General features: G+C 33.1%; 3 protein-coding genes and 1 pseudogene (1 of these 4 cut by a window edge). All 4 read right to left on the bottom strand.

Annotation, left to right across the window (positions count from 1 at the left end):
• Nucleotides 1-443: pseudogene (locus tag A2255_02105) on the bottom strand (hypothetical protein) (it extends 1,093 nt beyond the left edge of the window).
• 13 nt (nt 444-456) lie between these two features.
• Nucleotides 457-1,686, bottom strand: coding sequence for a hypothetical protein (locus A2255_02100; GenBank protein OGI21207.1), 1,230 nt, complete (start codon nt 1,684-1,686; stop codon nt 457-459).
• Between the two features lies 1 nt (nt 1,687).
• On the bottom strand, nt 1,688-3,124 hold the full coding sequence (locus tag A2255_02095) for a hypothetical protein (GenBank protein ID OGI21206.1): 1,437 nt from the start codon (nt 3,122-3,124) through the stop codon (nt 1,688-1,690).
• A complete protein-coding gene (locus A2255_02090) occupies nt 3,117-4,070 on the bottom strand; it encodes a Flp pilus assembly protein CpaB (GenBank protein OGI21205.1) in 954 nt (317 codons plus the stop codon). Before A2255_02090 ends, A2255_02095 begins: the two co-directional genes overlap by 8 nt.
• Nucleotides 4,071-4,165: the final 95 nt, after the last annotated feature.

Below are 4,165 nucleotides of genomic sequence, written 5' to 3'. Positions count from 1 at the left end.
AAATGTGTATTATTTTTGAAAGTAACATTAGTTTTATAGAGTTTACCACCTTTTTCCACATAAACATGTTTTGCTCCATTAACAAGAATATCAGATATAGCAGGATCAGCTAAAAGTGGGTCTAGTGGACCATAACCTTTTATTTCCTGCAATATACCTTTTATTAGTGTTTCTCTTTCGCTTTTATTAAGTGGAGTTGATGAAAAGTCTGTTAATAATCGTTTTTCAATAAACTGCCTAATAAACTGAACCTGTTCATTTTCTGAATGATTTTCCCATGTAGTAATTGAATTGATTTTTTCAATCAACAGGGCGTGTAATTTGTCTTTTATTGTTTGCAATTCAGATAAATCTGATTCATATATGGCTAAATCGTCTATTTCACGTGCTGTTATTGGTTTATTTATTTCTGTATTTTTATTTAAACGGTCTCTTAGTGACATAGTTTACACCTTCCTATTTGCCCGAACTTAGAAATTTACCTATAAACGGGATTTTATCAAGACCGAACGAGCTAGAATTCTTGGTTAACTGCCTTACTGTTTTTCCACGTATTAAAACAGTATTGCTTAATAGACATGCTAAATCGTAAAAATTCTGCGATATATTTGAGCTATGATCTATCTTGGCAATGGGGACGCCCCTATTTATTGCTGACATTACGATAAAGTAGTTATTAGGGATTTTCCAGTATACAGGGTGACCGAGTGCTTCTTCGACGTCTTCGACAGTAATTTCTTCGTTTGGTAGATATCTGTTTATGACCAGTTTAATTTTCTTATCACTATAGTCAAGCCTGCTAAACAAATCCAAACATCTTTGAGTATTTCTGATAGAAGGCAAGTTAATCATAGATACTAGCAAAATGCTGTCAGAGGCGTCTAATGCACATAATGTTTTACTATCAAAGCTACTGCTTGTATCAACTACTATATAAGAAAATACTGACTTCATTATGCTAAGTACAGAGCTTATCTGCTCAGAAGTGATTTCCTCGGCTTGTTCTAAGTATGGTGGGTCTGCAAGGATGTATAAATCTTTGTCTTTATATTTTTCCAGTGAGCTTAAAAGGAATGATTCATCAATTCTGTTCAAATGTGCAGCTATATAAGCAATGTCAAATGATGGAGTTATATCTAAAAATGTAGTAACATCTCCTAATTGTAAGTTTAAATCAAGTAATGCAACTCTTTTTCCTGTGACTTCAGCAAGACTAACAGCAAGATTTGCTGCAATAGTTGTTTTGCCTATTCCACCCTTATTGCTGAATACAGTAAATATTTTTCCTGTTTGTCCATCTTCTTGTTCACTATATATAAGCATTTTAGCTTTATCAAGAGCTTTGCTTAGTTCATTTACATTAATAGGTTTTCCAAGGTATTCTGTTGCACCTGCTTTTAAAGCTTTTATTACGATATCAGAATTATTTTCTGTTGATGTGACTAATATTATGCAAGATCTATGTTGTATATTTATTTTTTCTATTATCTCAAGGGTCAGGTCACAATTATCGGAAATATCAATAAATACAATTGGGGGTCTTTCTTGTATAACCGCGCCATATCCTGCTGTAAGATTATTAAAATCACCAATTATATTGATGAAATTAAATGCCGCAAGTTGTTTCTTGAGATTATGTCTTGCATTATCTTTGCTATCGATAATAATTACAGGGATTAGATCCATATTATACTCCGTTTACTAGATTATCTGATTTTATAATTTTTGGAGTTACGAATATCATTAATTCAGTTTCGCCTTTTCTGAATTCTTTACTGGAAAATAATACTCCTAAGATTGGAATATCGGAGAGAAATGGCGCCTGGCTTCTTGATGACACAGTACTATTCTTTTGTATTAAGCCTGCTATTATAAGTGTTTCTCCATCATTAAGCTCTACAGTTGTGTTAACTCTTCTTGTTCTAATTCCATATATAACTATGCCGTTTGGCTGTGAAACTGTTATTGTTGTGTCTATTTCATTGACTTCAGGATTTATTTTAAGTTGTATTTTGCCTGATTCTTCCAGGATATCTGGTGTGAATTTTAAGTTTACACCTACATCTTTATATTCATAGGTAATCTGTCCACTTTGTGCATCCACGCCTGTTGGCACAGGAACCTGTTGGCCGGCATTAAAACTGGCTTCCTGCTTATTAATTGCCACCAGTTTAGGTTCTGCAAGTATTTTAATCATGCCTTCAGATTCATTTAAAGAAATAGAATTTGTTGTATTTAGTATAGGCAGGTAAATATTTGAGAGTTTAATGCCTGGTCCAATGCTGCCACCTAGACTATTTGATATTTCAAGATATTTAAACGGCTTTTTAAATTGTGAATTAAGGGGATTTAAGAACTTACCACCGGATGTTACACCTACAGATTTATTTCTTGTTAGATTTCTATTAGCTTCAGCCACTCTTATTTCTAGTACAACTTGCGGGGTAGGACTTTCTGCTAAGTCAACAAAATTAAAACCGTAAGCTGTAACAAGGTTTTTGATTTTTTCTTTTTTAATTGTAGAGGAAATTTTTCCTGAAAAAACTGCATTTGCAGGTGCCTGGCCCCCTGTAGCATTCTGTCCTTGCGTTGAGGTGAATTTTATATCAATGTCTTCATCTGGTGCTATATCTTTTAGTGCTAATAAAAGCGCTGTTGTATCATTTTTTACGTTTAAATCAAAGAATACGGGATCACCTTTTTCACCCCATATAATCAAGCTTGTGAGGCCTGCTGTTCTCCCATTTATCAATAATTCTTTTTTTGAAAGCATTATTACGTCAGCAAATTTAGGATCTGCTATTGATATTCTTTTAACCGGCTCATCAAGTCTTACTAATTGTGATTTTCCTACAATTGAGATTAATTGAGAAACCCCGCCACTAAGAGTGGCTTTGCTTTCTGAATACGGTGAAAATTTCTTTAAATAATCTATTTTATATTCAGAGTTTGTTCCATAGTTAATATCGTTATTTACAGAAATAGGGTTGTCTTCAACCTCTCTAGCATTTTGCACAGCAAGGCAATTATTATTAGCTAAAGATAAAGCTAATAATGCAGTGATTGTTAATATGATTTTGTTAGGTATTTTGGTCATTTCGTTTATTCCAGCTATTCTAATCATTAAATGTTACATCAGACTTAACATTTGCCTGTATTAATTCCACTTTTTGAGGAGGTTTTGAAGCTTTTTTAGGTGTCGCCGGTAATGGCAGATCTCCTATATTTTTACCATTAATTGGAGGTAACATACTATTAGGGATTGCCGGAGGGTTAAAATTTATAGGAAGTTCTGCGTTTCTTGATAGTGATTCAATTTTTGGTTTAGGTTTATCAGCTACCTTAATTACTTCATTATCATGAGTATTTCTTGTTACCAACTGTAATTTGCCTTTAACCATTGCTTCTACGAGTTTTTGTGTTTGAATGGCAGGTAGTTCAATCGTAATACCTGTTATTGTTTCAATTGGTTTTTGTCCTTCAACTGATGATGGGACTTCACCTTTTTCAAATGATATAATTTTGACATTTTGTACTATGAGCTTACCTTGATGTTCAGCGCTTTCTTTTGATGCTGCTACTATATCAAGTTTTGATCCGATATTTATGTATGAAGCAAAACCCTGAATATATTCTATAGGAATAGTTATTGCTCGTAAGCCTTGTGGGATTTCCAGGGTTTTTGTCTGTAGTTCTTTTAGTAATGGTGTAGTGATTGGATCGTTTTCATTTATGTTTTTATTGAGTGTAAACCCAATAATTGAGTCTATATTTTTAATATGTCCTGGTGGTAAGCCTGTTATTTTAAATTCTTTAAGATCCAGTGTCTCTTTAGTAAGTTTAGTCCCGCTTGCCAGAGGCTTTTTTGCAACTACAATTTTGATCATATCAGGGTCACTTGTAGTTTTATTGAGTGCAGAGCTTGCTGTATTTTTTAGGGAATTTATGAGTTGATTTTGTTCTTGTAGTTTTTTATTGTAATTGCCTAGCGTGGAGAAAATTATAAAACTCACAACCACACCTATTGTGATTGCGATAAGCAACTTCCGTTTATTTTTTTTTGGGCGCATTTATAGTTTAACCTCTACAATAACTCTTCCTCTAATTTCTATATCGGATAAATTTTAAAAAACTTTAGTTTGTGAGTTTAAAAAATTTGTAAATT

This window comes from Candidatus Melainabacteria bacterium RIFOXYA2_FULL_32_9, assembly GCA_001784615.1.
Classification (GTDB): domain Bacteria; phylum Cyanobacteriota; class Vampirovibrionia; order Gastranaerophilales; family UBA9579; genus UBA9579.
Note: the sequence above shows the minus strand (reverse complement) of the source record. Positions and strands in the feature narration are given on the sequence as shown.